Source organism: Aquincola tertiaricarbonis (assembly GCF_023573145.1).
GTDB classification, from domain to species: domain Bacteria; phylum Pseudomonadota; class Gammaproteobacteria; order Burkholderiales; family Burkholderiaceae_C; genus Aquincola; species Aquincola tertiaricarbonis_B.
This window is the reverse complement of sequence record NZ_CP097636.1, coordinates 1,804,825-1,829,474: the sequence shown is the minus strand read 5'-3', so window position 1 is coordinate 1,829,474 and position 24,650 is coordinate 1,804,825. Positions and strand designations below refer to the sequence as shown.

The following is a 24,650-nucleotide window of genomic DNA, read 5'->3' as shown; positions in this document are numbered from 1 at the left end:
GGCTAGCCGCCGCTGTCGGACACGCCGGCCGACTCGAAGCTGGCCATCTCGCGCAGCATGGCCACCGCCGCCTGCAGCAGCGGCCAGGCCAGCGCCGCGGCCGAGCCTTCGCCCAGCCGCATGTCCAGCTGCAGCAGCGGCTGCACGCCCAGGGCCTGCAGCAGCGCGGCATGGCCGGCTTCGCCGCCCAGGTGGGCGAACACGCAGTAGTCGCGCACCGCCGGCTGCAGCCGGCAGGCCACCAGGGCCGCGGCGGCGCAGATGAAGCCGTCGACCACGATCAGCCGCCGCTCGTGCGCGGCCTGAAGCATGGCGCCGGCCAGCATCGCAATCTCGAAGCCGCCCAGCGCGGCCAGCGCGTCCAGCGGTTGCTGCGCATCGGCATGGCGGGCCAGCACCTGCGCCAGCAGCGCCCGTTTGCGCGCCAGGCCGTCGTCGTCCAGCCCGGTGCCGCGGCCCACCGCGGCCTCGATCGGCACGCCGGCCAGCCGCGCCAGCAGCAAGGCAGCGCTGCTGGTGTTGCCGATGCCCATCTCGCCCAGCAGCACCGCATTGCCGGGCAGGCCGCGCAGCACTTCGGCGCCGGCGGCCAGCGCCTGCGCGCACTGCGCGGCGCTCATGGCCGGCCCCTCGCTGGCATCGGCGGTGCCGGGCGCCACCTTGCGCAGCAGCAGCCCGGGCCGCGGCGCAAGGTCGTGGGCCACGCCGGCGTCCACCACCGTGACGCCCAGGCCGGCCAGGCGCGAGAACACGTTCACCGCCGCCCCGCCGGCCAGCATGTTTTCCACCATCTGCCAGGTCACGTCCTGCGGATAGGCCGACACGCCGCGGCGCGCCAGGCCATGGTCGCCCGCGAACACCAGCATCTGCGGCTGCTGCAGCACCGGTGCTTCGGTGCGCTGGACCAGGCCCAGCTGCAGCGCCAGCGACTCGATGCGGCCCAGCGCACCCAGCGGCTTGGTCTTGCGGTCGATGCGCTGCTGCAGGCGCGCGGCCAGCTCGGCATCGGCGGTGGCGGGGACGGCAGGGACTTGGAAGATGCTCATGCGGTATCGGGAAGCGGAGAAGCGATGGGGGTGTCCAGCAGGGACCACAGCACGCCGGGCTCGAAAGCGGTGTCCACCACGTCGGCCAGGCCGTCGAACACGGCGTCCAGCGAACGTGGCGCACGGCCGAACAAGGCCTGCAGCACGGCCGGCGACTCGAACAGGCCGTGCAGGTACAGCGCCAGCACGTTGCCCTGCTGCCAGCCCAGCGTGGGCGCTGCCGGCAGTGCCGGCTGCGGTGCCACCGCACCAGCCTCGGCGGGCAGCAGCTGGCTGCGGCCCAGGTGGATCTCATAGGCGTCGATGGTCAGGTTGGACAGCGGCGCCCAGGCGCCCTGCAGCGCGCCGAAGCGGTGCTGGCGGCGGGTGAGCTGCTTGGCCGGCTCGAACCGCGTGGCGATGGGCAGCACGGCCAGGCCCGGCATGCTGCCGGGCTGGCCGCCTTCCAGGCCCAGCGGATCGTCGAGCCGCCGGCCCAGCATCTGCAGGCCGCCGCACACCGCCAGCAGCGGCCTGCCGCTGGCCGCATGGGCCTGCACCACGGCGTCCAGGCCCTGGTCGCGCAGCCATTGAGCATCGGCCCGGCTGTGCTTGCTGCCGGGCAGCACCAGCCAGTCGGCGGCGCGCAGCGTCGCGGCGTCGCGGCTGAAGTGCAGCGACACACCGGCCTGGCGCAGCGGCTCGAATTCGTCGAGGTTGCTGGCATGCGGCGTGGCCAGCACCACCACCTGCGGGCCGCTGGCGGCCGCATGGCTGGTGGGCACGGCGTCTTCCTCGGGCAGGCCGTGGTCGCGCTGCATCGGCACCACGGCCACGGTGGGCACGCCGGTCAGCCGGTGCAGTTGGGCCGGGGCCGGCGCCAACAGGCCGGCATCGCCGCGAAAGCGGTTGAGCACGAAGCCGCGCACCTGGCGCGCCACCTGCGCGTCCATCAAGGCATGGGTGCCGTACAGGTGCGCGAAGGCGCCGCCGCGGTCGATGTCGGCCACCAGCAGGCAGGCGGCTTCGGCGGCGCGGGCGGTGCGGGTGTTGACGTAGTCGCTGGTGGCCAGGTTGATCTCGGCCGGCGAGCCGGCGCCTTCGATCACCAGCACGTCCACCTCTTCGCGCAGCGATTGCAGCGCGGCTTCGGCGGCCGGCCACAGGTGCTGGCTGCGTTCACGCCAGGGCATGGTGGTGAGCTCGGGCCGCACCTGGCCCAGCAGCACCACCTGACTGCGGGTGTCGGCCTCGGGTTTGAGCAGCACCGGGTTCATGCGCACGTCGGGCTCGGCGCGGGCGGCCAGGGCCTGGAAATACTGCGCGCTGCCGATCTCGCCGGCCGGGCGGCCCGCGGTGGCCGGCACCACGCGGGCATGGTTGCTCATGTTCTGCGCCTTGAAGGGCGCCACGCGCAGGCCCTGGCGCGCATACCAGCGGCACAGCGCGGTGGCCAGCCAGCTCTTGCCGGCGCCACTGGTGCAGCCCAGCACCATCACGGTGGCGGCGGGGCGCTTCATGCGGCCACCCACGCGGCCAGCAGGGCCAGCAGCAGCACGCCGCCGCGCAGGCCGCGGCCGGCATGCGCCAGTGCGTGGGCCAGGTCAGCGGCACCGGGTTCGGGGGCGCCGGCATTGAGCGCATACACGCCGGGCTTGCGCAGCTTCACGCCCAGCGCCAGCGCCATCGCCCCCATCGGCCAGCCACCGTTGGGTGAAGGCGTGCGGCGGGCCTCCACCGCCAGCCGGGCCCAGCGGCAGTGCAAGGGCAGCAGCAGCCGCGCGGTCAGGCGCGCCGGCAGCCAGGCCAGCACGTCGTCGGCATGGGCGGCGAACTTGCCCGCCCATTCCCAGCGGCCGCGGTAGCCCCACATCGCATCGGCGGTGTTGGCATAGCGGAACAGCACCGCACCGGGCAGGCCGGCCAGCGCAAACCAGAACAGCGGCGCGATGACCGAGTCGTTGAGGTTCTCGGCCAGCGTCTCGATCGCGGTTTCGCGCACCTCGGCGGGCGTGAGCTGCGTGGTGTCGCGGCTGGCCAGGCGGGCGATCTGCCGGCGGCCGGCGTCCACGCCCTCGGCCAGCGCGGTGTCCACCGTCGCCACCTCGTCACGCAGCATGCGCCAGCTGAGCATGGGCTTGAGCAACAGCCCCAGCCCGGCGGCCAGCGCCAGCGCGCCCCAGCCGCCCTGCGGCAGCAGCCAGTGGCGCAGCAGCGATTCGGCCAGCGTGGCCAGCGCCACTGCCCCCAGCGCACCCGCGGCCCAGGCCAGCAGGCCGGCGACGAAGGCGCGGCGCGGCGCCAGCTCGGGCAGGCGGCGGCCAGCGCGGCCCAGGTAGTGGCCGATCCACACCACCGGGTGCCAGCGCAGCGGCGGCTCGCCGAAGCGGCGGTCGATGGCCAGCGCCAGCGCGATGGCCAGGGCCGGCACGGCGGCGGCCAGGGCGGTGGGCAGCAGGTTCATGCGCCCTCCCCCAGCACCGGCACCGCCACCCAGCGGGCGCCGTGGGCGGTGCTGAGATGTTCGATGCTGAAGGCATGGTCGAACACCTCGGCCAGCACCTGGCGCACCGCCGGGTCGTCGGCCGGGCCTTCGGCGCGCAGCCGGCCAGCCTGCATCACCAGCAGGCGGTCGGCGGCCAGCGCCAGCGTGATCTCGTGCAGCACCGCGGCCACCGCCGCGCCGGCCCGTGCCCGCGCCACCAGGCTGCGCACCAGGGCGCGCTGGTGGGGTGCATCCAGGTGGCTGGTGGGTTCGTCCAGCAGCAGCACCGGCGCCTGCACCGCCAGCGCCCGCGCCAGCAGCACGCGCTGGCGTTCGCCGCCCGACAGCTCCTGCAGGCGGCGCTGCGCCAGCGCCTCGCATTCGGTCTCGGCCATTGCGGCCTGCACCGCCGCTTCGTCGGCCGCGGTGGCGCCGCCGAACAGGCCCTGGTGCGGCAGCCGGCCCAGGCGCACCACGTCGGCCACCGCGATGTCGCCTTCGGCTTCGCCCTGTTGCGACAGCCAGGCCAGCCGGCGCGCGCGCTCACGCGCCGGCCAGTCGGCCAACGGGCGGCCCTGCAGCCGCACATCGCCGCCCGCGGCGGGCAGCAGGCCGGCCAGGGCCGCCAGCAGGCTGCTTTTGCCGGCGCCGTTGGGGCCGACGATGGCCACCCATTCGCCCGGGCGCAGGTCCAGCGACACGGCCTGCACCACGTCGCGCCCGCCGCGCTGCACCCGCAGCGCGCGGGCCTGCAGCGGCGCGACGTCGTGGGCGTGAGGGTCGGGCTTCATTTCGCTGCGCGCCGCCGCAGCAGCAGCATCAGGTAGAGCCCGCCCACCACCGCGGTGAGCACGCCCACCGGCAGCTCCTGCGGCGCCATCAGCGTGCGGGCGGCCACGTCGGCGGCCAGCAGCAACAAGCCGCCGGCCAGGGCCGACAGGCCCAGCAGCGCGCCGTGGGTGACGACCACGCAACGCCGCACCAGGTGAGGCGACACCAGGCCGACGAAGGCCACCAGCCCGGCCTGTGCCACCGCAGTGCCGGTGGCCAGCGCCATCAGCACCACCAACAGCAGGCGCACCCGCGGCAGGTCCAGGCCCAGGCTGCGGGCGCTGGCTTCGCCCAGCACCAGGGCATCCAGCGCACGGGCAAAGCGCGTGGCCAGCGGCAACGCCACTGCCAGCGCCGCCGCCAGCACCGCCACGCTGGGCCAGCCCAGAAAGCTGGTGGTGCCCAGCAGGAAGACCTGCTTGCCGCGCAGGGCCTCGGGCGACACCAGCAGCACCAGGTCGGCCACCGCGCCCAGCAGCACGCCCACCACCACGCCCGACAGCAGCAGCTGCAGCGGCTGGCCGGCGCCCCGCGCCAGCAGCAGCGTGAGGCTAACGCCGCCCAGCGCACCGACGAAGGCGGCGCCCACCAGGCCCAGCCGCAACAGCCAGCCGACGCCGGCCAGGCCGATGGTGCTGCCGAAGACACCGCCCACCGCCAGCACCGCCACCACGCCCAGGCCGGCACCGGCGGCCGAGCCCAGCAGGTAGGGGTCGGCCAGCGGGTTGCGGAAGAGCCCCTGCGCCAGCGCACCGGCCAGGCCCAGCAGTGCGCCGGCCAGCAGCGCGCCCAGCGTGCGCGGCGCGCGGATGGCTTCGATCAACGGCCAGTCGGTGGCCCAGTCCCAGGAAAAGCCTTCGCTGCCGGCGGCCAGGCCGGCGGCCAGCAGCAACAGGCCCAGCGCCGCCAGCACCGCGGCCAGGCCGCGCGGCGACAGGCCGGCCGCGGCGGGCGGAGCCGCGTGGGCCCGATGCGGCGCAGCCGGGCTGCTCATCGCCGGGCGGCCTGCAGGCGCTGCAGGCAATCGGCCAGCTGGTCGGCCGCCTCACCCAGGCGGGGGCCGGGGCGCACCAGCATGTCGTAGGTGGGCGCATCGAAGCCGCACCAGCGGCGGCCGGCCACCGCGGGCAGCGTGGCCCAGCCGGGGCGCTGCGGCATCTCGTCGATGCTGGCCTGCGGCGCCATCGCGATGTCGGGCCGCGCCCGCACCACGAACTCCGGATTCAGCTTGGGAAACGGCCCCAGCGACGCCGGCACGATGTTGTCCAGGCCCAGGCGCTGCAGCGTCTCGCCCACAAAGGACGAGGCGCCCGCGGCATAGGGGCCGTTGCCCACCTCGAAGTACACCCGCTGGCCACGCAGCGCGGCCGGCACCCGCGCTGCGGCCGCGCTGATGCGCGCGTCGGCCTGCTGCCACAAGGCCAGGCCCGCACCCGGGCGGCCCAGCAGCTGGGCCACGCTTTCCATGGTGCGGCGGGCGCTGGCGTGGGTGCGCGGCTCCAGCACCGCCACGGTCAGGCCCAGCGCCTGCAGCCGGTCGACCGCGCGCGACGAGGCGGCGGCCAGCACCAGGTCGGGCTTGAGCGAGACGATGCGCTCGATCTGCGCATCCTCCAGCCCGCCGACCTGGGGCACCCGCGCCACCTCGGCCGGCCAGTTGGAAAAACGGTCCACACCCACCAGCCGAGCACAGTCACCCAGCGCGCACACGGTTTCGGTGAGCGAAGGCAGCAGCGAGACGATGCGCTGCGGCGGCGCGGCCAGCGTGAGGCTGCGGCCGCGGTCGTCCTGCACCGTGATGGGCGCCGGGCTGCCCGCTGCCCACGCCGCCGGCGATGCGACCAGCGCGGCCTGCAGCAGCGCGGCCAGCACAAAGCCCGCCCTGTGACGGCCGGCCTGCGGTGGGCGCGTGCGCTTCACGCCCGGCCCTTCACCGCCAGCTCGCAGCCGGCCACCATCAGGGTCACGCGGCTGCAGGCGGCGGCCACCGCCTGGTGCAGCAGGCCCAGCGCGTCGATGAAGCGCCGCGCTTCGCGCGACATCGGCGCCACGCCCAGGCCGATTTCGTTGGACACCAGCACCACCGGCCCGCCCGCCTGCGCCAGCGCGCGGCACAGCGCACTGCGCTGCGCGGCCAGCGCGGCTTCGTCGGCCGCCGGGCCGTGCAAGGGCATGGCCAGCTGCGTGAGCCACAGCGTCAGGCAATCCACCACCAGCAGCCGCTGCGGCGCGGCCAGCTGCTGCACCGCCTCGGGCAGCGCCCGCGGCACTTCCACCGTGGCCAGGCCGGGCACCCGCGCCGCGCGCTCTTCGCGGTGGCGCTGGATGCGGCGGTCCATCTCCTCGTCGCCGGCCAGCGCGGTGGCCACCAGCGTGGCCTCACGGCCGGCGCCGGCCTGCAGCCAGGCCGCGGCACGCGCTTCCGCGGTGCGCGACTTGCCGCTCTTCTGCCCGCCGAGGATCAGCTCATGCATGGCCGGCCGCCCTGCTGTTTACAGCCCGCGTGCGCTGTAGCGCAGGCCCAGCCAGGCCTGGCGGCCCAGCGCCTGGTAGTCGCGCGCCGGGCTGTAGTCCTTGTCGGCCACGTTCAGCACCTTGGCTTCCAGTTGCCACTGCGGCATGAAGCGCCAGCGGGCGCTCAGGTCCAGCAGCGCATAGGCGCCCAGGTTCACGTTGCCATCGGGCCGGCGGCCCACCGACTGCAGCGCGGCGCCGAAGCTCCAGGCGCCCAGCTCGTAATCGGCCGACAGGCTTTCCTGGTGGGCGGCGCGGCGGGTCAGGCGGGCGCCGGTGTCGTCGTCGGTGGCATCGAGGAAGTCGACCGTCGCGCGCAGCTGCAGCGCGCCCACGCGGTGGGCGCCGCTCAGCGTGGCGCCCTGCAGCACCGCACGGCCGACGTTGCCGGCGCAGCCGTACTGGTAGCCGACGTCCGGCGGGCAGAAGCTGGCATCGGGCTGGTAGGCGATCAGGTTCTTCACCCGGTTGCGGTAGACGGTGGCCGAGGCCTCGCTGCCGTTGCGCCGCCATTCCACGCCGGCTTCGATGCTGCGGCCACGCTCGGCCTCGATCGTGGGCACGCCGTAGTCGGGGAAGTACAGGTCGTTGAAGCTGGGCGCACGGAAGGTGGTGCCGGCCAGCGCCCGCACGCTCCAGGCGGGCGTGAGGCTCATGCGCCAGCCCAGGCGGCCGGTGGTGTTGCCGCCATAGACCGAGCTGTCGTCGCGCCGCAGGTCGGCCTGCAGCGTATGGTCGCCGAAGCGGCTGGAGACGCCCAGCACCAGCGCGTTGTTGTGGCGGCTCTCGCCGCGCACGTAGCTGCTGCTCTCGGCCTGCTCGCCCAGGTGCTCATAGGCCAGCACCACCTGGGTGTCGGCATCGGGCGTCCAGGCGTTCTGCCAGGTGAATTGGTCGCGCTCGGTGCGGTAGGTGTCGGGCGCGCGGAAGCCGCTGACCAGGTCGTCGGTGTTGCGCGCCAGTTGCACCGACGTGGTCCAGGCGCTGGACACCCGGCCGCGGTAGTCCAGCGCCACCACGCGCGTCTTCAGCGTGTTGCGCATGTCGCCGCTGGCGTCCTGCGCGAAGCTGGGGGCCAGGTATTCGCTGCCGTCGTACTGCGAGCGCAGCCGGTTGTCCGTCACCAGCAGGCCCAGGCGGTGGCCGTCCACCGGCGTGAAGCCCAGCTTGAGGCTGCTGCTGGTGCGCAGGTGGCCGTCCTTGTCGGGGTTGTAGTTGCCGAAGCGGTCGCCGGGGCGCAGGGCCGAGACGCCGTCGTCGCTTTCATGGCTGATGGACGCCGCATAGTCGAAAGCGCCGCTGCCACCGCTGACGGCCACGCCGCCCTGGCGCGCGCCGTAGCCGCCCACGGCCGCGTTGGCCTCGAGGTTGATGCCGCCGCCGGCCTTGCCGGTGCGGGTGAAGATCTGGATCACGCCGCCGGCGGCATCGGCGCCGTACAGGCTGGAGCCCGGGCCGCGCAGCACCTCGATGCGGTCGATCTGCGACAGCGACAAGGCCTCGAACTCCACCTGGCCCAGCGTGCCCGAGCCGATGCGCACGCCGTCGACCAGCACCACGGTGTTGCTGGCACTGGCGCCGCGGATGAACACGGCCGCGCTCTTGCCGGGCCCGCCGTTGCGCGACACCTGCACGCCGGCCTCGCGGCGCAGCAGGTCTTCCACCGAGTCGGCGGTGCTGCTGCGGATGCGGTCGGCATCGATCACCACCACGTCGGCGGTCACGCGGTCCAGGGGCAGCGGTTCACGGCTGCCGGTGACGACGACGGTCTGGGCATGGGCGGCGGCACCGCCGGCAAAACAGGCGGCCACGGCCAGGCGCAGCGTCCATGACGCCGGGCGCGCACGCAGCGCGGAAGACTTTGAATTCATGAGGGGCAAGGACAACGGATGCAGCCACCTGCTTCCCCGCGGGTGTCTGCGACAAGGCGAGCCACCTGCAAGGGGGCATCACCGCTCGTTGGCCGGTATCCGGGCTGGCGGACTCGACGCGGCGCCTTCCCAGGCGCGGCCTTGCAGGCCGGCCACCCAGTGGCAGAGAGCTCGTCGCTGGAAGGTTGATCAGATCAACCATCCGTCCGCTTACCGTTGCGGGGGCAGCGCAGGTTGAGCCTGGCCCGTGGGGCACCCGCCTTCCTGCTTCCCGTTTACCCCGAGCTGCAACGAAGCGCAACCCAGGCACCAACAGCGCCGATGCTACCAGTACCCCCGCCTACAATCAGGGGTTCCGCCAACCGCCCCCTGCCATGCCCACCCTCGAAGATCTTGCCGAGCGGATCGAACGCCTCGTGCTGCGACACGAGGAGCTCAAGCGCACCAACCTGCTGCTGCAGCAGCAGGTCGACGCCGTCACCATCGAACGCGACCAGATGCGCTCCCGCCTGAATGCCGCACGCGCCCGCATCGACGCGCTGCTCGACCGCCTGCCCGCCAACGGAGGCGACGCCCGATGAAGCAGATGGAAGTCACCATCCTCGGCCAGAGCTACATCCTCGGCTGCCCTGAAGGCGGCGAGCATTCGCTGATGGCCGCCGTCGCCAGCGTCGACCGCGAGATGAGCGCGATCCGCGATGCCGGCCGCGTGAAGGCCCGCGAGCGCATCGCAGTGCTGGCCGCACTCAACCTGGCTTACCAGCTGGCCGAGCGCCCGCCCGCGCCACCGGCCGAAGGCGAGCCGGTGCCACCGCCGGTGGACGTGGGTGCGTTGATGCGCCGCATCGACCAGGCCCTTGGCGACGATGGCCACCTACTCTGACGCACCTTGTCAAGTGACGTCCGAGACCCGCTGCGTGCCATGGAAATGCCGGCCTTCTCCTACCGCTTGCAGCCGGGTCGGGGCTTAGAATCAGGTCGTCCGTCGCATTCGCGCGGGTCCTATATTTCCTCGAACCGATGGTCTATGACCAAGGGCTTGGAACATCGCTCGGCTGGTGTGATCGTCTCGCGTCAGATGAACCCGAAGCCTTGCTGACCTCGCCCACCTGAACTTCCCTTTGGGGTTCGGGAATGCGGCTCGCGGCTTGCGGCGGACACCCTCTTTTGCCCCCTCTTCCCTCCCGCTGACGCATCCCCCAGAGTGGCCTACTGGCTGATGAAGAGCGAGCCCAACGAGTGCTCGATCGACGACCTCGTGCGCCTGGGCCGCGTGCCCTGGACCGGCGTGCGCAACTACCAGGCCCGCAACTTCATGCGCGATGCGATGCAGGTGGGTGACGGCGTGCTGTTCTATCACTCGTCCTGCCCCGAGCCCGGCATCGCGGGCCTCGCCCGCGTGGCCAGCGCTGCCTACCCGGACGCGACGCAGTTCGACGCGGCCAGCCCCTACTTCGACCCCAAGAGCCGGCCTGACGCGCCGCGCTGGCTGCATGTGGACGTGGACCAGGGCCGCAAGACGCGACTGCTGCCGCTGGCCGAGATGCGGCAGCGGCCCGAGCTGGCCACGATGGGGGTGCTCAAGCCCGGCAGTCGCTTGTCCATCACCCCGGTGACGCCCGATGAATGGCAGGCCGTGCAGGCCTTGCTGGCCACCGGTTGATGGACCTCGGCTTCGCGGTCACGCTGCTGCTCGTGGGCACCGGCACCGGCTTCATGGCCGGGCTGCTGGGCGTGGGCGGCGGCATGATGATGGTGCCCTTCCTCACTCACCTGCTGTCGGCGCGCGGCGTGGCGCCGGGCATGGCCGTCAAGATGGCCATTGCCACCTCCATGGCCACCATCTTGTTCACATCGCTGTCCAGCGTGCGGGCGCACCACCAGCGCGGCGCGGTGCGCTGGGACATCGTGCGGCGGCTGGCGCCCGGCATCGTGCTGGGCGGGCTGCTGGCCGGTGCCGGTGTGTTCGCGGTGCTCAAGGGCGCGGCGCTGGCGCTGTTCTTCGCCGCCTTCGTCGGCTTCTCGGCCACGCAGATGCTGCGCGACCGCAAGCCCAAGCCCACCCGGCAGATGCCGGGCACGGCCGGCACCACGGCCGCCGGCGGCGTCATCGGCTTCCTGTCGGGCCTGGTGGGGGCCGGCGGCGGCTTCGTGTCGGTGCCCTTCATGACCTGGTGCAACGTGGCCATGCACAACGCGGTGGCCACCAGTGCGGCGCTGGGCTTTCCGATCGCGCTGGCCAACACGCTGGGCTATGTGGTGGGCGGCTGGCACATGGCGCCCGCCCTGCCCGGCGCGATGGGCTACCTCTACCTGCCGGCGCTGGCGCTGATTGCACCGGTGAGCGTGCTGATGGCGCCGGTGGGCGCCCGCGTGGCCCATGCGCTGGACATGCGCAAGCTCAAGCGGGTGTTCGCGCTGGTGCTTTACCTGCTGGCCGCGTACATGCTGTACCGCGGCCTCACTGCCAGCTAGTCCACCCGCTCGAAGCGGATACCGGCCAGCGTGACCACGTTGCCGCCGCGGCGCTGCGCCTCGGCCAGCGCTGCGTCGCAGGCTTCGCGCAGCTCTTCCTGGCTGTGGGCGGTGTGCGGGTAGCTGGCCACGCCCATGGAAACCGTGAAGCGCAGTTCCTCGCCGTCCAGCACCACGATCTGCGTGGCGCACTCGCGGCGCAGGCTTTCCACCCGCGCATGGGCGGTGGCCAGGCCCACGCCCGACAGCAGCACCGCGAAGCGGCGGTCGTCCACCCGGCAGGAAGCGTCCATCGCCCGGGTGTTGCCACGCAGCAGGCGGCCCAGCGTCTCGACGATGCGAGTGTGGGCCGGCGCGCCCAGCTCGGCCACGCGCGGCGAAGGCGGATCGACCGCGATGGCCACCAGCGCGAATTCGCGGTGCTCGCGGGTGGACAGGTCCACCTCGCGGCGCAGCTGGTCGTCGAAGTGGGCGCGGGTGTACAGGCCCGTGCGGGTGTCGCGCAGCGAATGGTCCTGCAGCTCGCGGCGCAGGGTCTCGATGTTGCGTTGCAGCTGCTCCAGCTGCTCGAGCGCGGCACGCAGCTGCGCGTCTTTGGCCTTTTGCACCGCTTGGTCGGTCCACACGCTGCACAGCAGGCGGCGGCCGTCCGCACTGGGGGGCGTGAGCAGCCGCAGCACGCGGTAGTCGTGCTTCTCGCCATCGCGCTCGAAGCGGTGCTCGCTGGTCAGCGGCTGGCCCTGGGCCAGGGCGGTGTGCTCGGCGGCGCGCAAGGTGGTGACCAGCGGCGCGTCCAGCAGGTCGGCGTCGGCACGGCCGGGCAGCTCGTCGGGCGACACGCCCAGCCACTGGGCCATGCGTTCATTGGCCCACAGGTAGCTGCCGCTCTGCGCGTCCTTGACGGCCAGCATCGCGCCCTGCCGTTCCGCCAGGGCCGGCAGCACCAACGCCAATGCCGCCTCCAGGGCCGCAGGGTCGATCGTGGGTGGGGTCGGCACCGTGGATGTCGGGTGGTTGGGGCGGTGGCTGGATAAATCCATCGAGACATTCCGCAAGTCGCGCAGGAACGACCAGCAAGCAGGCTTTCTATGGTGAGGCGCCCACCGCCACGACACAAGTCACGGCGGGCACATGCAGGCCTATTCTCCCTAGCTTGGCGTCCGATGCCCATGGCACCAACACCCCGCAGGCGCGTGAATTGTGCGCACCCCAGCCATCTGGTGTGGTGAAAAAGAGGCTGACGACCGCACCAAGCGTGGGATTTGCCACTGGCACGGATGCTGCAGGTCTCTGCCCGGCGGCGCAGCGAAGCGCCACCGCCGTGTGCCTGTAGTGCACGGTTGCCGTGCACACCGACGTGCGCAGCCATGACCCTCCCGGGCAGACCTGGAAGCATTGCGGCTTCCTGGGGCCTGCCGCACCTTTGCCGCTCTCGGAGGAGCTTCGTGCGTCTGTCGTCGTCGATGAACAAACTCAAACTGGTGATGGTGGGCAACGGCATGGCCGGCGTGCGCACCCTGGAAGAGCTGCTGAAGATCGCCCCGGGGCTGTACGACATCACCGTCTTCGGGGCCGAGCCGCACCCCAACTACAACCGCATCATGCTGTCGCCGGTGCTGGCCGGCGAGCAGACGCTGGACGAGATCGTGCTGAACCCGCACGAGTGGTACGCGCAGCACGGCATCACACTGCACCTGGGCCGCAAGGTGGTGGACATCGACCGCCACCTGCGCCGGGTGCGCGCCGACGACGGCACCGAGGCCACCTACGACCGGCTGCTGCTGGCCACCGGCTCCACGCCCTTCATGCCGCCCATCCCGGGCAACACGTTGCCTGGGGTCATCGCCTACCGCGACATCGCCGACACCCAGGCCATGATCGATGCCGCGGCCCGCTACCGCCATGCGGTGGTCATCGGCGGCGGGCTGCTGGGCCTGGAAGCCGCCAACGGCCTGATGCTGCGCGGCATGCAGGTGACGGTGGTGCACATCGGCCGCTGGCTGCTGGAGCGGCAGCTGGACGAACCCGCCGCCCGGCTGCTGCAGCAGGCGCTGGAGGACCGCGGCCTGCGCTTTGCGCTCGGTGCGCAGACGCAGGCGCTGCTGGGCGACCCGGCCGAGGGCCGCGTGCGCGCCGTGCGCCTGGCCGACGGCAGCGAGATCGCGGCCGACCTGGTGGTGATGTCGGCCGGCATCCGGCCCAACGTCGCGCTGGCCGAGGCGGCGGGCCTGCACTGCCTGCGCGGCATCGTGGTGGGCGACACGCTGCAGACGGTGACCGACCCGCGGGTGTACGCCGTGGGCGAGTGCGCCGCCCACCGCGGCGTGGCCTACGGCCTGGTGGCGCCGCTGTATGAGCAGGGCCGGGTGTGCGCCACCCACCTGGCGCAGGTGGGCTCGGGCCGTTACACCGGCAGCCAGACCAGCACCAAGCTCAAGGTCACCGGCATCGACCTGTTTTCCGCAGGCAACTTCATGGGTGGTGAACACACCGAGGAGATCGTGATGAGCGACCCGTTCGGCGGCGTCTACAAGAAGCTGGTGATCCAGGACAACAAGCTGGTGGGCGCCTGCCTGTACGGCGACACCGCCGACGGCCCCTGGTACTTCGACCTGCTGCGCGAAGGCCGCGACATCGAGGACATCCGCGACCGCCTGATCTTCGGACGGGGGGTGACCCAGTGACGGCGCTGCGGGAAACCCGCTCCACCTGCCCCTACTGCGGCGTGGGCTGCGGCGTGGTCATCGAATCGAAGGGCGAACAGATCACCGGCGTGCGCGGTGACCCGGACCACCCGGCCAACTTCGGCCGCCTGTGCAGCAAGGGCAGCACGCTGCACCTGACGGCCAGCGCCCCCATCACCCAGCATGCGCGGCTGCTGTTCCCGATGCGGCGCGCCCACCGCGACGCCGCGCCGCAACCGCTGAGCTGGAACGAGGCCATGACCCTGGCCACCGACCGCTTCGAGCAGGCCATCCGCACCCATGGCCCCGACGCGGTGGGCTTCTACCTCTCGGGCCAGTTGCTCACCGAGGACTACTACGTCTTCAACAAGCTGGCCAAGGCGCTGATCGGCACCAACAACGTCGACACCAACTCGCGCCTGTGCATGAGCAGCGCGGTGGCCGGCTACAAGGCCACGCTGGGTGCCGATGCGCCGCCCGCCTGCTACGACGACCTTGCCCATGCGCGCACCCTCTTCATCACCGGCGCCAACACCGCCTGGGCGCACCCCATCCTGTTCCGCCGCATCGAGGATGCCAAGCGCGCCGACCCGCGGCTGCGCATCATCGTGGCCGACCCGCGGCGCACCGACACCGCAGCCGCCGCCGACCTGCACCTGCCGCTGCTGCCCGGCAGCGACGTGGCGCTGTACCACGGCCTGCTGCACCTGATGCTGGCCGAAGGCTGGCTGGACCGCGACTACATCGAGGCCCATACCCAGGGCTTCGAGGCGCTGCGCGTCCGCGTGGCCGAGTTCACCCCGCGTGAAACCAGCCGCTTGACCGGCCTGACCGAGCCCGCGCTGCTGCAGGCCGCCGCCTGGTTCGCCGGGCTGGACGCACCGGGCGAAGGCCGCAGCCCCACCCTCTCGCTCTACTGCCAGGGCCTCAACCAGAGCGCCAGCGGCACGGCCAAGAACGCGGCGCTGATCAACCTGCACCTGGCCACGGGGCAGATCGGCCGCGCCGGCGCCGGACCCTTCTCGCTCACCGGCCAGCCCAATGCGATGGGCGGGCGCGAGGTGGGCGGCCTTTCCAACCTGCTGCCCGCCCACCGTGACCTGGCCAACCCGGCGCACCGCGCCGAGATGGCCGCCTTCTGGGGCGTGCCCCGCATCCCCGAGCAGCCGGGCAAGAGCGCGGTGGAGATGTTCAAGGCCGCGGCCGAAGGACAGATCAAGGCCTTGTGGATTGCCTGCACCAACCCCGCCCAGTCGATGCCCGACCAGGCGCTGGTGCGCGAGGCCCTGCGGCGCTGCGACTTCGTCGTGGTGCAGGAAGCCTTCTCCACCACCGCCACCGCCGCCTTCGCCGACCTGCTGCTGCCTGCCACCACCTGGGGCGAGAAGGAAGGCACCGTGACCAACAGCGAGCGCCGCATCAGCCGCGTGCGGCGTGCGGTGGCCGCGCCCGGCCAGGCCCGGCACGACTGGCACATTGCCACCGAGCTGGCACAACGGCTGGAAGGCCGGCTGCGCCCGGGCGAGATGCCGCTGTTCGACTACAGCACGCCCGAGCAGGTGTGGAACGAGCACCGCGAGACCACCCGTGGCCGCGACCTCGACATCACCGGCCTCAGCTATGCGCTGCTGGACAGCGCCGGACCGCAGCAGTGGCCGCTGCCCGCCGGCCAGGCCAGCGGCCGCGCCCGGCTGTACGAGGACGGCGTGTTCCCCACCGAGGACGGGCGCGCACGCTTCTTCGACACGCCCTTCGAGCCGGTGGCCGAGCCGCGCGACGTGCGCCACCCCTTCAGCCTGAACACCGGCCGCCTGCGCGACCAGTGGCATGGCATGAGCCGCACCGGCAACCTGGGGCGCTTGTTCGGCCAGGCGCCCGAGCCCACGGTGGACCTGCACCCCCACGAGCTGCAGCGCCTGGGCCTGCAGCCCGGCGACCTGGTGCACGTCACCTCGCGGCGCGGCTCCATCGTGCTGCCGGCCGCGGCCGACGAGGGCCTGGGGCCGATGCAGGCCTACATCGCGATGCACTGGGGCGAAGAGTTTGTCTCCGGCCGCAGCGCCCGTGGCGAGCCGCTGGCCGGGGTGAATGCCCTCACCACGCCGCGCTACTGCCCGCGCTCCAAGCAGCCCGAGCTGAAGCACTGCGCCGTCAAGCTGCTGAAGGCCGAGCTGCCCTGGCGCCTGACGGCCCTGGCCTGGCTGCCCGACGAAGAGCTGCTGCCCGCGCGGCGGGCGCTGCAGGCCTTGATGCACGAGTTCAGCCATGCCCTGTGCGTGCCCTTCGGCCACCAGCGCAGCGGGCTGATGTTCAAGGCCGCGCATGAAGGCCCGCCGCCGATGTCGCTGGTGCGCCGCATCGAAACCCTGCTGGGCCTGGCCTACGGCAGCCACGATGCGCCGGTGCTGCACTACGAAGACGCCCGCCGCGGCCAGCGCCGCGCGGTGCGGCTGCGCCATGTGCAGGAAGACCGCCGGCTGGAAGCCTTCCTGCTGGCGGGTGATGCCCGCGCCGAAAGCTGGCTCAAGCCGCTGCTGCAGGACGAACTGCCCACCCAGGCCTATGGCCGCCAGCTGCTGCAGGGCGGCCCGCAGCCGCCCGTGCCCACGCCGGTGCGCGGGCGCCAGGTGTGCACCTGCTTCAACGTCAGCACCACCGACATCGAAGCCGCGCTGCCCCGCTGCAGCGGCAGTGCCGCCGAGCGCCTGCAGCAGCTGCAGGCTGGGTTGAAATGCGGTACCAACTGTGGCTCCTGCATCCCGGAGCTCAAGCGCCTGGTGGCCGCCCCGGTCACCGCCTGAAACATCCGCGCGCCCAGGGTCCGAAACTTGCGAACCTGCGCGCAGGAGACGTCGTTCATGAGCAGCATCAGTCACTACATCAAGGAGATCGGCCGCGGCAGCGCCGGGGCACGGTCCCTCAGCATCGAACAAGCCCAGGACCTGATGGGCCTGGTGCTCGACGGCCAGGTCAGCGACCTGGAGGTGGGCGCCTTCGCCATCGCGATGCGCATGAAGGGCGAAACACTGGACGAGCTGTGCGGCTTTCTGGCCGCGGTGCATGCCCGCTGCGCCCCGGTGGCGGCCGACCAGCCGGTCGTGGTGCTGCCCACCTACAACGGCGCCCGCCGCCTGCCCAACCTGACGCCGCTGCTGGCCATGCGCCTGGCGCAGGAAGGCGTGCCGGTGCTGATGCACGGCCCCCGCCACGACCCCAAGCGGGTGAGCACGGCCGACGTGCTGCACGACCTGGGCCTGCCCATCGCCCACAGCGTGGACGAGGTCGAGCAGGCCTGGGCCCGGCGCGAGCCGGCCTTCCTGTGCATCGATGCCTTGTGCCCGCCGCTGGCGCGCCTGCTGGACGTGCGCTGGACCATCGGCCTGCGCAACTCGGGCCACACCGTGGCCAAGCTGCTGGACCCGGTGCAAGGGGCGCCCGCGCTGCGCCTGGCCAGCTACACCCACCCTGAATTCGGCGAGCTGATGGGCCAGTTCGCCCGCCAGGCCGGCGCCCACATGATGCTGCTGCGCGGCACCGAGGGCGAGGCCGTGGCCGACCCGCGCCGCCTGCCCCGCATCGAAGGCTGGATCGGCGGCCAGCCGCGGCCCGAGCTGGGCTGCCCTGCGCAGGAAGGCGTGCTGGCCACCCTGCCGCTGCTGCCGCGCACCCACGATGCCGCCACCACCGCGCTGTACATCCAGGCGGTGATGAGCGGCGAAAAGCCCGCACCCGATCCGCTGGAAGCGCAGGTGGCCCTGGTGCTCAAGAGCCTGGCCGCGCTGCGCAGCCTGCAAGGCAACCAACAGGTAGGCACCGCCGCATGAACACCCCGCTCAAGCCCGCCACCGGCACCGGCCGCTGCACCCTGGTGGGCGCCGGCCCCGGCGACCCCGAACTGCTGACCATCAAGGCCCTGCGCGCCATCCGCTCGGCCACCGTGCTGCTGGTGGACGACCTGGTCAGCGATGCACTGCTGCGTTTTGCGCTGGGCCGGCGGCGGCCCCGCATCGTGCACGTGGGCAAGCGCGGCGGCTGCGCCAGCACGCCGCAGGCCTTCATCGAAAAGCTGATGGTGGCCGAGGCGCTCAAGGGCGAGCAGGTGGTGCGGCTCAAGGGCGGCGACCCTTTCGTCTTCGGCCGCGGCGGCGAAGAGGTGCAGGCGCTGCAGGCCCAGGGCGTGCCGGTGACGGTGGTCAACGGCATCACCTCGGGCCTGGCGGCAGCCACCGGCATCGGCGCACCGCTGACGCACCGCGACCATGCCCAGGGCGTGATGTTCGTGACCGGCCATGCGCGCGAAGGCGGCAGCGGCCCCGACTGGCCGGTGCTGGCGCAGGCCGCCGCCCAGGGCCTGACGCTGGTGGTGTACATGGGCGTGGCCCAGGTGGCACGGCTGCAGCAAGGCCTGCTGCAAGGCCTGCCTGCGGCCACCCCGGCGGCGGTGGTGCAGCAGGCTTCGCTGCCGCAGCAGCGGCACGTGGTCACCACGCTGGGCCAGCTGCCGCAGGCCATTGCCGACCATGGCCTGGGCAGCCCCTCCATCATCATCGTGGGCGATGTGCTGCAGGGGCTGCAGGCCGCCGCGGCCGACCAGCCTACGGCGCTGGCGATGCCGGCTCGGGCGTCAGCGACCGGCAGCCGTTGAGCATGGCCTCGAATTCCAGCACCGGCATCGGGCGCGCGAACAGGTAGCCCTGGAAGTCGCGCACGCCCTGCGCCAGCAGCCATTGGTGCTGGCAGGCGTTTTCCACGCCTTCGGCCACCGGGCGCAGCTTCATCGCACGGCACAGCGCCACGATGGCCTCGGCCAGCGGCCGCTCATGCGGCGGCGCCTGCACCAGGCTGCGGTCGATCTTCAGCGTGCTGAACGGAAAGCGCTGCAGGTAGGCCAGGTTGGAGTAACCCATGCCGAAGTCGTCCAGCGCGATCGACAGGCCCAGCGCCCGCATGCCCTGCAGCATGCGCAGCGGCTGGTCGCCTTCGTCGATCAGCATCGACTCGGTGATCTCCAGCTCGATGGCCTGCGGCGGGCAGCCGGTGGCGGCCAGCGTGCGTTCCAGGTCGGGCAGCAGCGCCGGGTCTTCGAACTCCCGCGGCGACAGGTTGACCGAGAGCTTGAGGCGGTGGCCCTCGGCGATCCACGCCGCCTGTTGCCGCGCCGCCTGTTCGAACACCTGGCGCCCCAGGTCGCGCATCAGCCCCACCTCTTCGCACAGCGGGATGAACTCGCCCGGCAGCACCAGGCCGCGCTGCGGGTGGCGCCAGCGCACCAAAGCTTCGGCGCCCACCACCTCGCCGGGCTGTACGCCCATGCGCGGCTGGTAGTAGACGATGAACTCGCGCCGGGCGATGGCCTGGCGCAGTTCTTCCTCCAGCTGGGTGCGGGCGCGCAGGCGGTCGCTCAGCCCGCGCTGGTAGAAGCTCAGGGCATCGCGGCCGCCGGCCTTGCCCTGGTACATGGCCAAGTCGGCATGCTGCAGCAGCGTCTCGAAGGCTTCGCCGTCTTCGGGGTACACGCTGGCGCCCACGGTGGCCGAGACATGGGTGCGCACGCCGCCGATCTCGAACGGCGCCGCCAGCGCAGCGCGCAGCCGCGGGTGGATGCGCTCGATCTCGCTGCGCACCTCGGGTGCACTCAGCAGGATCAGGAACTCGTCACCGCCGAAGCGGGCCACCATGTCGCCGCGGCGCACCGAGGCGCCCAGCCGCTGGGCCACTTCCACCAGCAGCTCGTCGCCGGCCGCATGGCCCCAGGAATCGTTGACGTCCTTGAAGCGGTCGAGGTCGATCAGGATGACCGCGGCCTGCAGCGGCCGTGCTTCGGTGCAGCGCTGCACCTGCTCGGCCAGCAGGTGGAAGTGCCGCTGGGCCAGGTTGCGGTTGGGCAGCCCGGTCAGCGGATCGTGCTCCGACAGGAACAGCGCCCGTGCCTCGCTCTGCTTGAGCGGGGTCACGTCCACCTCGCTGACCAGCAGCGCGGCCTCGCCGGTGACGGCGTCCAGCCGGCGGTGGGCCGACACCTCGTGCCAGCGCTCGCCGTTGGCGGCGCGCACCGCCATGGTCAGCGTGGCATGGCCCTGGGCGTCGATGGCGTGGCGCAGACGGCCCAGCGCGGCGGGGTCGGCAAAGCGCTCCTGCAACGGCTCGTCCAGCGACCGCACCGAAGCACGCGCCGCCGGGTTGCGGTACAGCGGCTGCCCGTCCAGCCGGTACAGCGCGATCATCATCGGCGTGTGCAGCAGCGCCTCGACCGACCGCAGCGACTCGGGCGACGGCGACTGCACCGGCAGGCCTTCGCACAGCATCGCCATGCGGCCATCGGGCAGCCGATGGCCGCTGTAGTGCACATGCAGCGACACCGGCTTGCCGCCGGGGTACAGCGTCCACTGCTCGTTGAACAGCGCGTCGTGCGAGATGAAATCGGCCTGGTACTGGGCCAGGCGCGCGGCCACGCTGGCCGACATGTCGCGGCCCATGTCGCGCGCGCACAGCTCTTCCAGGCTGGGGGCGCTCCACACCTTCAGTGCCGCGGCGTTGGCCCAGTGCACGCGACGCCGGTCGATGTCGAACACCCAGACGGGCACCTGGATGCGCTCCAGCACCTCGCGCGCCTTCAGCTCGGCGATGGCGGCGGCGGGTCGGGCCTGGTGGTGGGGGCGGGAAACCGAAATCGGCATGGGACGACGGCGGGCTCAGGCAGGCAGCAGGCGATCGAGCGGCGGCACCTGCAACACACGCTGCACCTGGGCGATCCAGGTCTGCACGGCCGGATAGGCCGCCAGGCCGATGCCGCCCTCCTCGGCCAGGTGGGTGTAGCCGTACACCGCGATGTCGGCCACGCTGACCTGCCGGCCGACCACGAAGTCGCGGCCGGTGAGGTGCGCGTCCAGCCGGGCCAGGCCGGGTTGGGCCGCCGCCTGCCAGGCGGCAATCTCGGCGGCGCGCGCTTCGCGCTCGCCGGGCAGGATGGCGGTGAAAAAGCGCGCGGGTGAGATGAAAGGCTCGAGCGCGGTTTGCTCGAAGATCATCCATTGCACCGCCTGTGCCCTTTCCAGCGGCTGGGCCGGCATCAGGGCGGAACCCTCGGCCAGATACCAGGCGATGGCGTTGGATTCACCCAGGCCCTGCCCGTCGGACGTCACCAGATAAGGCAGCTGACCGCGCGGGTTGATGGCCAGGAAAGCCGGCTGGCGGCTTTCGCCGGCCAGCACGTCGATGCGCACACGGTGCAGCGGACGGCCGGTGTGGTGGGCCACCAGGGCAGGTTTCAGGCTGTTGCCGGAACCAGGCGTGTAGTAGAGCGTGTCGGGCACGTTGGCGACTCCTTGGAATTGGCGCCGCGCCGGTATGCAAGCACTGCAGCCGCGGCGGGCCCTATACCCATCGGCCGCCAGTTAACGTGCTTGATACAAATATTCTGGTCGCCATCCACGCCAGTGGCAACTGAATCGGGTGCGCAACCCCAAACTTGCAGTGCGCGTCGATCAAAATGGCGCCAAAACTCTTTTCAATCAAATATGCAGATTCATAAGAAACTGCATATCTGATTTTTCAGGCCGCACTCAGATACGCTGCAGCGCGCTGATTTCGCGCGCCATCGCGCCCAGCGGCAGCGTGCGCTGCACCGCACCGCGCTTGATGGCTTCCTTGGGCATGCCGAACACCACGCAGGTGGCCTCGTCCTGCGCCAGCGTGGCAGCGCCGGCCGTGCGCATCTCCATCAGGCCGGCAGCGCCGTCGTCGCCCATGCCGGTCATGATGATGCCCAGCGCATTGCTGCCGGCGCACTTGGCGGCCGAGCGGAACAGCACGTCCACCGAAGGCCGGTGGCGGTTGACCAGCGGGCCGTCCACCACCTCCACGTGGTACTGGGCGCCGCTGCGGCGCATCAGCGTGTGCTTGCCGCCGGGCGCAATCAGCGCCAGGCCCGGCACCACGCGGTCGCCGGTGGCCGCTTCCTTCACCGTGATGTGGCACAGCGAGTTGAGCCGCGCCGCGAAGGCCGCGGTGAACTTCTCGGGCATGTGCTGCACGATGACGATGCCGGGCGACACCCGCGGCAGCTCGGTCAGCACCGCTTCCAGCGCCTGGGTGCCGCCGGTGCTGGTGCCGATCAGCACCACCCGCTCGGTGGTCTGCGCCATCGCGCGTGCGCCCTGGGCCTGCGGCGGCAGGATCACGTCGGCGGTGTGCTTGGCGGTGGGCACCAGCGCCGGTGCGCCCGGCCGCGAGACGGTGCGGCGCACATTAGCCTGCGCGGCGGCACGCACCGTGGACACCAGCTCCTGCGCCGCATCGGCCAGGAACTGCTTGAGCCCCAGCTTGGGCTTGGTGACGATGGACACCGCGCCGGCGGCCAGCGCCTCCAGCGTGGTCTTGGCGCCCTTTTCGGTCAGCGTGCTGCAGATGACGACCGGCGTCGGCCGCTCGTCCATGATCTTGCGCAGGAAGGTGATGCCGTCCATGCGCGGCATCTCCACGTCCAGCACGATCACGTCGGGCCATTGCTGGCGCATGCGCTCCTGGGCCAGCACCGGGTCGGCGCAGGCGGCGATCACCTCGATGCCCGGCGCCTCGGCCAGCAGACCGGTGAGCACCTGGCGCACCACGGCGGAATCGTCCACCACCAGCACCTTGATCGTCTTCATGATGTCTCCGATTCAGCGGTCGGCATGCGCAGCGAAGGCAGCCGGGCCTCGTGGCTCTTGAGCCAGCGGGGCAGCGCCTCGCCGGCCATCGGCCGGGCGATCAGGTAGCCCTGCCCCAGGGTGCAGCCGAATTGCTGCAGCAGCCGCCAGTCGGCCAGTGTTTCGACGCCTTCGGCCACCGAGACCAGGCCCAGCCGGCCCGCCATCTCCAGCGCCGATTGCAGGATGACCCGCAGGTGAGCCTGCTGGTGGGCCTTGTGCACGAAGCTGCGGTCGATCTTCAGCTCGGTGAACGGGATGCGCGCCAGCTGCTGCATCGACGAGAAGCCGGTGCCGTAGTCGTCGATCGACAAGCCCATGCCGCGCATGCGCAGCCGGCCCAGCACGCCCATGGTCTGGGCGTCGTAGCTCACCACCGAGCCTTCGGTGATCTCCAGCACCAGCTGCCCCGGCGCCAGCCCATGGCGGGCCAGCAAGGCGCTGATGCCTTCCACCAGCCCGGGCGTCTGCAGCACCAGCGGCGACAGGTTGAGGGCCATGGACATGGCCAGGCCGTGGCTCATCCAGCTCGCCAGCTGCCCCATGGCCTGGTCGGCGATGGACTGGGTGAGCCGCAGGATGAGGCCGTGCTTCTCGGCGGTGGCGATGAAGCGGTCGGGCGGCACCACGCCCAGCACCGGGTCGGTCCAGCGGGCCAGCACCTCCACGCCGCGCACGAGGCCGGTGCGGATGTCCACCTTGGGTTGGTAATAGGGCAGCACCAGGCCCTGGGCCAGCGCGGCTTCCAGCCGCTCGGGCGCGATCGGCATCGGCAGGCCGGTGGCCGGCAGCAGCGGCTCGCCCGTTTCCACCGCATGGCAGCGCTGCAGCGCGCTGGCCAGCAGCTCGGCGGTCAGGGGCTTGGCCACGCCGCCCAGGAGCGGCATGCCCAGCGTGGTGGCCATGCTTTCCACCGCGCGCACCAGCGCGCCTTCGCGCGAGGATGCCACCAGGAAAGGAATGCGGATGCCGCGACGGCTGAGCTGCTGGATCAGCTCGATGCCATCCATCTCCGGCATTTCCAGGTCGATGACCATCAAACAAGGCGGCACCGGCAGTTCGGCCAGCAGCTGCAGCGCCTGCAGGCCATGCTGTGCCTCGTGGATCTGCGCCACGCCCAGCGACCGGAACAGCGCGCCGGCATGCTCGCGCTGCACCACGCTGTCGTCCACCACCAGCACGGCTTCGTGCCGATCCGCCACTGCTTCAGGCGGATTGCCCGTATCCATTCCGTCTCCTACCGGCGGCCGGTGGGCCGCCTTACAGCTTGCGATACACCGAGGGCGACACCTGCTCCACGCCCGTCATCATGCCGTTCAGGCTCTCGGAATGACCGACGATGAAGAAGCCGCCGCGCCGCAGCGTGGCGACCACGCGCTCCACGACCTGGCGCTTGGTGTCGGCATTGAAATAGATCATCACGTTGCGCAGAAAGACCACGTCGAAGTTCGACAGGTCCACCGGCAGCGGCTGGTTCAGGTTCACCTGCAGCAGCTTGATGCGCTCACGCAGCGCACGCTGCACGAGCAGCGTGCCCTCCTGGTCGCCCGTGCCCTTGAGGCAGAAGCGCTTCAGGTAGGCCGGCGGCACCTGCCGCGCCCGCTCCATCGGGTAGTGGCCCTGCCGGGCCCGCTCCAGCACGCGGGAGCTGATGTCGGAGCCCACCACCTCCCAGGGCTTGTCGGCCCGCACGTCGGCCAGCACCATGGCCATGCTGTAGGGCTCCTCGCCGCTGGAACAGGCCGCGCTCCAGATGCGGAAGGCCTGGCTGCGCGGCGCTTCCAGCGCCAGCCGGCGCAGCAGCTCGAAGTGCTTGGGCTCGCGGAAGAAGTAGGTCTCGTTCGTCGTCAGCAGGTCGACCGCGATCTGCACCTCGGCCGGGTCGCGGCCGCTGTCCAGCAACGACAGGTAGTCGCCGTACTTCTCAAAGCCATGGTGAGCCAGGCGCTTGGCCAGCCGCCCGCACACCAGGGCCTTCTTGCCCGACGAGAGGGTGATGCCGGCGGCCTCATGGATGAAGGCCTGGAAGCGCTGGTACTCGCGCTCGCTGATCGCCGGATGCTGCATGGGACCGGGGT

At 71.9% G+C, this 24,650-nt stretch carries 21 protein-coding genes, 1 pseudogene and 1 riboswitch; of the genes and pseudogenes, 8 read left to right on the top strand and 14 right to left on the bottom strand.

Annotation, left to right across the window (positions count from 1 at the left end):
- Positions 1–2 precede the first annotated feature (2 nt).
- The 8 genes from cobT to MW290_RS22695 are packed head-to-tail and all read right to left on the bottom strand — an operon-like array spanning position 3 to position 8,726.
- Positions 3–1,046, bottom strand: coding sequence for a nicotinate-nucleotide--dimethylbenzimidazole phosphoribosyltransferase (gene cobT / locus MW290_RS22735; protein ID WP_250199924.1), 1,044 nt, complete (start codon positions 1,044–1,046; stop codon positions 3–5).
- Entirely contained in the window at positions 1,043–2,545 is a 1,503-nt protein-coding gene (locus MW290_RS22730; protein WP_250199923.1) for a cobyric acid synthase, read from the bottom strand. The genes cobT and MW290_RS22730 overlap by 4 nt, the downstream gene beginning before the upstream one ends.
- Entirely contained in the window at positions 2,542–3,489 is a 948-nt protein-coding gene (gene cbiB, locus MW290_RS22725) for an adenosylcobinamide-phosphate synthase CbiB (protein WP_250199922.1), read from the bottom strand. The genes MW290_RS22730 and cbiB overlap by 4 nt, the downstream gene beginning before the upstream one ends.
- Entirely contained in the window at positions 3,486–4,301 is an 816-nt protein-coding gene (locus tag MW290_RS33175; protein ID WP_310740172.1) for an ABC transporter ATP-binding protein, read from the bottom strand. The genes cbiB and MW290_RS33175 overlap by 4 nt, the downstream gene beginning before the upstream one ends.
- Positions 4,298–5,335 carry an iron chelate uptake ABC transporter family permease subunit gene (locus MW290_RS22710; protein WP_250199921.1) on the bottom strand — a complete coding sequence of 346 codons (1,038 nt, stop codon included), beginning with the start codon at positions 5,333–5,335 and terminating at the stop codon, positions 4,298–4,300. The genes MW290_RS33175 and MW290_RS22710 overlap by 4 nt, the downstream gene beginning before the upstream one ends.
- Positions 5,332–6,261, bottom strand: a complete 930-nt coding sequence (locus tag MW290_RS22705) for an ABC transporter substrate-binding protein (RefSeq protein WP_250199920.1) — start codon at positions 6,259–6,261, stop codon at positions 5,332–5,334. Before MW290_RS22705 ends, MW290_RS22710 begins: the two co-directional genes overlap by 4 nt.
- Complete coding sequence (locus MW290_RS22700; RefSeq protein WP_250199919.1) at positions 6,258–6,815, bottom strand: bifunctional adenosylcobinamide kinase/adenosylcobinamide-phosphate guanylyltransferase; 558 nt, start codon at positions 6,813–6,815, stop codon at positions 6,258–6,260. Before MW290_RS22700 ends, MW290_RS22705 begins: the two co-directional genes overlap by 4 nt.
- An 18-nt stretch (positions 6,816–6,833) precedes the next feature.
- The gene (locus tag MW290_RS22695; RefSeq protein ID WP_250199918.1) at positions 6,834–8,726 is read right to left on the bottom strand and encodes a TonB-dependent receptor domain-containing protein; all 1,893 of its coding nucleotides are present in this window, start codon (positions 8,724–8,726) and stop codon (positions 6,834–6,836) included.
- A gap of 72 nt (positions 8,727–8,798) precedes the next feature.
- Positions 8,799–9,055, bottom strand: a riboswitch (cobalamin riboswitch).
- 45 nt (positions 9,056–9,100) lie between these two features.
- Here MW290_RS22695 and MW290_RS22690 point away from each other — a divergent pair.
- The 4 genes from MW290_RS22690 (at position 9,101) to MW290_RS22675 (ending at position 11,201) form a co-directional block, all read left to right on the top strand.
- Positions 9,101–9,307, top strand: coding sequence for a coiled-coil domain-containing protein (locus MW290_RS22690; RefSeq protein ID WP_250199917.1), 207 nt, complete (start codon positions 9,101–9,103; stop codon positions 9,305–9,307).
- Positions 9,304–9,609 carry a cell division protein ZapA gene (locus MW290_RS22685; protein WP_250199916.1) on the top strand — a complete coding sequence of 102 codons (306 nt, stop codon included), beginning with the start codon at positions 9,304–9,306 and terminating at the stop codon, positions 9,607–9,609. The genes MW290_RS22690 and MW290_RS22685 overlap by 4 nt, the downstream gene beginning before the upstream one ends.
- Positions 9,610–9,945: 336 nt before the next feature.
- Entirely contained in the window at positions 9,946–10,389 is a 444-nt protein-coding gene (locus tag MW290_RS22680) for an EVE domain-containing protein (RefSeq protein ID WP_250199915.1), read from the top strand.
- The gene (locus MW290_RS22675) at positions 10,389–11,201 is read left to right on the top strand and encodes a sulfite exporter TauE/SafE family protein (RefSeq protein WP_250199914.1); all 813 of its coding nucleotides are present in this window, start codon (positions 10,389–10,391) and stop codon (positions 11,199–11,201) included. Before MW290_RS22680 ends, MW290_RS22675 begins: the two co-directional genes overlap by 1 nt.
- On the opposite strand, the gene MW290_RS22670 is transcribed toward MW290_RS22675, so the two are convergent.
- Complete coding sequence (locus MW290_RS22670; protein ID WP_250199913.1) at positions 11,198–12,241, bottom strand: GGDEF domain-containing protein; 1,044 nt, start codon at positions 12,239–12,241, stop codon at positions 11,198–11,200. The two genes, MW290_RS22675 and MW290_RS22670, sit on opposite strands and share 4 nt — an antisense overlap.
- 423 nt (positions 12,242–12,664) lie before the next feature.
- Here MW290_RS22670 and MW290_RS22665 point away from each other — a divergent pair.
- The 4 genes and pseudogenes from MW290_RS22665 to cobA all read left to right on the top strand — a co-directional run.
- Positions 12,665–13,867, top strand: a pseudogene (locus MW290_RS22665) (NAD(P)/FAD-dependent oxidoreductase); the annotation flags it as partial.
- Between the two features lie 23 nt (positions 13,868–13,890).
- Positions 13,891–16,686, top strand: coding sequence for a nitrate reductase (locus MW290_RS22660; protein WP_250200090.1), 2,796 nt, complete (start codon positions 13,891–13,893; stop codon positions 16,684–16,686).
- A 57-nt stretch (positions 16,687–16,743) separates the two neighbouring features.
- Entirely contained in the window at positions 16,744–17,709 is a 966-nt protein-coding gene (gene ybiB / locus MW290_RS22655; protein ID WP_250199912.1) for a DNA-binding protein YbiB, read from the top strand.
- Entirely contained in the window at positions 17,706–18,530 is an 825-nt protein-coding gene (gene cobA, locus MW290_RS22650) for a uroporphyrinogen-III C-methyltransferase (RefSeq protein ID WP_250199911.1), read from the top strand. The genes ybiB and cobA overlap by 4 nt, the downstream gene beginning before the upstream one ends.
- On the opposite strand, the gene MW290_RS22645 is transcribed toward cobA, so the two are convergent.
- The 5 genes from MW290_RS22645 to MW290_RS22625 form a co-directional block, all read right to left on the bottom strand.
- Positions 18,481–20,562, bottom strand: a complete 2,082-nt coding sequence (locus MW290_RS22645) for a putative bifunctional diguanylate cyclase/phosphodiesterase (protein ID WP_250199910.1) — start codon at positions 20,560–20,562, stop codon at positions 18,481–18,483. The two genes, cobA and MW290_RS22645, sit on opposite strands and share 50 nt — an antisense overlap.
- A gap of 15 nt (positions 20,563–20,577) precedes the next feature.
- A complete protein-coding gene (locus tag MW290_RS22640; protein ID WP_250199909.1) occupies positions 20,578–21,198 on the bottom strand; it encodes a glutathione S-transferase family protein in 621 nt (206 codons plus the stop codon).
- A 249-nt stretch (positions 21,199–21,447) separates the two neighbouring features.
- Positions 21,448–22,533 carry a protein-glutamate methylesterase/protein-glutamine glutaminase gene (locus tag MW290_RS22635; protein WP_250199908.1) on the bottom strand — a complete coding sequence of 362 codons (1,086 nt, stop codon included), beginning with the start codon at positions 22,531–22,533 and terminating at the stop codon, positions 21,448–21,450.
- The gene (locus MW290_RS22630) at positions 22,530–23,801 is read right to left on the bottom strand and encodes an EAL domain-containing response regulator (protein ID WP_250199907.1); all 1,272 of its coding nucleotides are present in this window, start codon (positions 23,799–23,801) and stop codon (positions 22,530–22,532) included. The genes MW290_RS22635 and MW290_RS22630 overlap by 4 nt, the downstream gene beginning before the upstream one ends.
- A gap of 31 nt (positions 23,802–23,832) precedes the next feature.
- A complete protein-coding gene (locus MW290_RS22625) occupies positions 23,833–24,639 on the bottom strand; it encodes a CheR family methyltransferase (RefSeq protein WP_250199906.1) in 807 nt (268 codons plus the stop codon).
- Positions 24,640–24,650 lie beyond the last annotated feature (11 nt).

What these genes read in the sequence shown, in the direction of transcription:
- cobT (WP_250199924.1), bottom strand. Translation starts at nt 1,046, where the DNA reads ATGAGCATCTTCCAAGTCCCTGCCGTCCCCGCCACCGCCGATGCCGAG.
- MW290_RS22730 (WP_250199923.1), bottom strand. Translation starts at nt 2,545, where the DNA reads ATGAAGCGCCCCGCCGCCACCGTGATGGTGCTGGGCTGCACCAGTGGC.
- cbiB (WP_250199922.1), bottom strand. Translation starts at nt 3,489, where the DNA reads ATGAACCTGCTGCCCACCGCCCTGGCCGCCGCCGTGCCGGCCCTGGCC.
- MW290_RS33175 (WP_310740172.1), bottom strand. Translation starts at nt 4,301, where the DNA reads ATGAAGCCCGACCCTCACGCCCACGACGTCGCGCCGCTGCAGGCCCGC.
- MW290_RS22710 (WP_250199921.1), bottom strand. Translation starts at nt 5,335, where the DNA reads ATGAGCAGCCCGGCTGCGCCGCATCGGGCCCACGCGGCTCCGCCCGCC.
- MW290_RS22700 (WP_250199919.1), bottom strand. Translation starts at nt 6,815, where the DNA reads ATGCATGAGCTGATCCTCGGCGGGCAGAAGAGCGGCAAGTCGCGCACC.
- MW290_RS22695 (WP_250199918.1), bottom strand. Translation starts at nt 8,726, where the DNA reads ATGAATTCAAAGTCTTCCGCGCTGCGTGCGCGCCCGGCGTCATGGACG.
- MW290_RS22690 (WP_250199917.1), top strand. Translation starts at nt 9,101, where the DNA reads ATGCCCACCCTCGAAGATCTTGCCGAGCGGATCGAACGCCTCGTGCTG.
- MW290_RS22685 (WP_250199916.1), top strand. Translation starts at nt 9,304, where the DNA reads ATGAAGCAGATGGAAGTCACCATCCTCGGCCAGAGCTACATCCTCGGC.
- MW290_RS22680 (WP_250199915.1), top strand. Translation starts at nt 9,946, where the DNA reads ATGAAGAGCGAGCCCAACGAGTGCTCGATCGACGACCTCGTGCGCCTG.
- MW290_RS22675 (WP_250199914.1), top strand. Translation starts at nt 10,389, where the DNA reads ATGGACCTCGGCTTCGCGGTCACGCTGCTGCTCGTGGGCACCGGCACC.
- MW290_RS22670 (WP_250199913.1), bottom strand. Translation starts at nt 12,241, where the DNA reads ATGGATTTATCCAGCCACCGCCCCAACCACCCGACATCCACGGTGCCG.
- ybiB (WP_250199912.1), top strand. Translation starts at nt 16,744, where the DNA reads ATGAGCAGCATCAGTCACTACATCAAGGAGATCGGCCGCGGCAGCGCC.
- cobA (WP_250199911.1), top strand. Translation starts at nt 17,706, where the DNA reads ATGAACACCCCGCTCAAGCCCGCCACCGGCACCGGCCGCTGCACCCTG.
- MW290_RS22645 (WP_250199910.1), bottom strand. Translation starts at nt 20,562, where the DNA reads ATGCCGATTTCGGTTTCCCGCCCCCACCACCAGGCCCGACCCGCCGCC.
- MW290_RS22635 (WP_250199908.1), bottom strand. Translation starts at nt 22,533, where the DNA reads ATGAAGACGATCAAGGTGCTGGTGGTGGACGATTCCGCCGTGGTGCGC.
- MW290_RS22630 (WP_250199907.1), bottom strand. Translation starts at nt 23,801, where the DNA reads ATGGATACGGGCAATCCGCCTGAAGCAGTGGCGGATCGGCACGAAGCC.
- MW290_RS22625 (WP_250199906.1), bottom strand. Translation starts at nt 24,639, where the DNA reads ATGCAGCATCCGGCGATCAGCGAGCGCGAGTACCAGCGCTTCCAGGCC.